At 74.8% G+C, this 2959-nt stretch carries 2 protein-coding genes; both read right to left on the reverse strand.

Annotation, left to right across the window (positions count from 1 at the left end; all coding sequences use genetic code 11):
* Positions 1-427, reverse strand: a 427-nt coding sequence (locus B1205_RS29335; RefSeq protein ID WP_176308797.1) for an SDR family oxidoreductase, incomplete at its 3' end; no start/stop codon positions are given.
* Between the two features lie 62 nt (positions 428-489).
* The gene (locus B1205_RS25475; RefSeq protein WP_441338562.1) at positions 490-2838 is read right to left on the reverse strand and encodes a type I polyketide synthase; all 2349 of its coding nucleotides are present in this window, start codon (positions 2836-2838) and stop codon (positions 490-492) included.
* Between the last annotated feature and the right edge of the window lie 121 nt (positions 2839-2959).

The raw sequence follows: 2959 nt of genomic DNA on the forward strand, positions 1-2959 counted from the left end.
CGGCGAGCCGGAGCGCCTCCTCGGTGCCGGTGACGTTGGCGGCCTTCAGCGACGAGTACGGGTGCAGCCAGTTGACGGTCGCCCCGGCGTGGTAGACCACGTCGACCTCGCGGGCGAGCCGGTCGAACTGCTCGGCGTCCAGCCCGAACCGGGGCGCGGCGAGGTCACCGGGGAGCACGCGGAGCCGGTCGTCGTCGACCTCGTCGCCGATGCCGTACCAGGTCAGGTTGGCCCGCAGCCGCTCGCGGGCGGACGCCTCGTCGGAACCCCGGACCAGGCAGTGCACCGTGGCGCTGGTCGAACGCATGAGGTCCCGCAGCAGGAACGCGCCCACGAAGCCGGTCGCGCCGGTCAGGAACACCTGCCCGGGATCGGTGACCACGGTGGTGACCTCCGAGGCCGCGACGATGTCGTCGGCGAGGCGCACCTCGGCGGCGAAGTCGACCCCGGACTGCGTCGGGCCGTCGCTGCGCCGGGCCAGCTCCGCGCTCAGGAACTCGACCANTCGGTCTCCAGCCGGTTACGCAGCTCGACCGCGGTCAGCGAGTCGAATCCCAGCGAGGTGAACGCGGTGGTGGCGTCGATGCCGTCGGTCCCGTGGTGCCCGAGAATCGCGGCCGCCGCCGTGCGCACCAGGTCGAGCAGGAACTCGCGCCGCCCGGCGTCGTCGAGCGTGGCGAGTCGGTCGGCGAGCACCCCGGCGTTCTCCGCCGCCGCGCTGACCGTGCGCCGGTTCGGCCGACGCACCAGCCCGCGCAGCAGGGGCATGACCGGACCGGGTTGCCGCTCGATCAGCGCGACGTCCAGGTGCATCGGCACCGTCGTCGCGTACGGGGAGGTGAGCGCCGCGTCGAACAGGTCGGAACCCTCCGCCGGTGAGATGGGCCGCAGGCCGGACTGCGTCGCCCGGTTCCAGTCCACCTCGGACAGGCGCGACGCCATGCCGTGCTGCTGGGCCCACGCGGCCCAGGCGAGCGAGTCGGCCGGCAGCCCGTGCGCCCGACGGTGCTGCGCGAGCGCGTCGAGGAACTGGTTGGCGGCCGAGTAGTTCGCCTGCCCGGGCGAGCCGACGACACCGGCGACGGAGGAGAAGAGCACGAAGAGCGACAGGTCGAGGTCGGCGGTCAGCTCGTGCAGGTGCAGCGCGACGTCGACCTTGGGCCGAAGCACGGAGGCGATCCGGTCGGGGGTGAGCGAGGTGACGATGCCGTCGTCGATGACGCCGGCGGTGTGCACCACGCCGGTCAGCGNGGCGGCGGGGATGTCGGCGAGCAGCCCCGCCACCGTCGCCCGGTCGGCGAGGTCACCGGCGACGACGCGGACGTGCGCGCCGAGCGCGGTCAGCTCGTCGACCAGTTCCGTGGCGCCCGGCGCGTCCGCGCCGCGGCGGCCGGCCAGCATCAGGTGCCGGACGCCGTACTCGGTGACCAGGTGCCGGGCGAAGAGGCCGCCCAGCGCGCCGGTTCCACCGGTGACCAGGACCGTGCCGTCCGGGTCGAGCGCCGGCCGGGCCACGGCCGCCGCGCGCACCCGGGCCAGCCGGGGTACGACCGCCCGGCCCTCCCGCAACGCCACCTGTTCGTGCCCCGACGCGATGGCGGCGGGCAGCCGTTCGGCGCTCGCGGGGCTCCCGTCGAGGTCGACGAGCGTGATCCGGCCGGGGTTCTCCGCCTGCGCCGACCGGACCAGCCCCCACACTCCGGCGGAGCCGAGCCGGACGTCTTCGCCGTCCCGGGTGGCGACCGCGTTCCGCGTCACCAGCACCAGCCGGGAGGTGCCGCAGGCCAGAGCGTCCTGCACCAGTTCGAGCGCCCGTACGGTCGTCCGGTGCGCCGCCTCGACGGTCGCCGCCTCGTCGTCGACCACGGCGACGAGGACGGAGCCGGCGGCGTCCGCGACGGTCCCGGCGACACGCGCGTGACCGTTCAACGGAGTGCCGCCGAGGGCCGCCCAGCCGTCCGGGGTCACGTCCTCCGGGTCCGGCAGCGGAACCGGCGACCAGGCGACGTGGAACAGCGAGTCGCCGGTCGATCCGGTGGGCCGCTCCACGGGCGCGACCGGGCGCCGGCGCAGGACCCGCACCTCGGCCACCGGCTCGCCGGCGTCGTCGGCCAGCCACAGGCCGAACGCGTCCTCGCCCTTGGGCCTGATCCGGACGCGCAGCGAGCGCGGACCGGTCGCGTGCAGGTGGAACCCGTGCCAGGACAGGCTCGCGACGTCCACCCCGGCGTCGAGCAGCGGGTGCAGGGCGGCGTCGAGCAGCGCGGGATGGATGCCGAACGTGTCCGGATCGGTCTCCTCGTCCAGCCGCACCGAGGCGAACAGTTCGTCGCCGCGTCGCCACAACGCGCGCAGCCCCTGGAACGTCGGCCCGTACGTGTATCCCTTCTCGCCGAGCCGTTCGTAGAAGCCGTCGAGCGTGGCCGGGGTCGCGTCGGGCGGCGGCCAGCTGTCCAGGGTGATCAGGGGCGCCGGGGCCGGCTCGGTGAGCAGACCGCTGGCGTGGACCTCCCAGGCGAGCGTGGGGTCGTCCCGGTCCGGGCGGGATGCGACGGTGAACTCCCGGTTCCCGTCGTCGCCGGCCGCGCCCACGGTCACCTGCACCTGGACGCCGCCCCGGTCCGGCACGGTCAGGGGTGCGGTGATCGTGAGATCGGCGATGCCCGAGCTGCCGACCTCGTCACCGGCCCGCAGCACGAGTTCCGCCAGGGCGGCCGAGGGCAGCGAGACGCCGCCGCCGATGCGGTGGTCGACGAGCCAGGGGTGGGTGTGCGCCGAGAGTCGGCCGGTGAACACCGCGCCGTCGCTGCCGGCGAGCCGGACGGCGGTGGTCAACACCGGGTGCCGAGGTGCGTTCAGGCCAGAACCGGCGTTGCCGCGACTGCCCGCCGTGGTGCTGTCGATCCAGTAGGGCTGGTGTTGGAAGGGGTAGGTGGGCAGGTCGGTGAGGGTGGGCGTG

The organism is Micromonospora sp. NBS 11-29, assembly GCF_002140155.1.
GTDB lineage: Bacteria > Actinomycetota > Actinomycetes > Mycobacteriales > Micromonosporaceae > Micromonospora.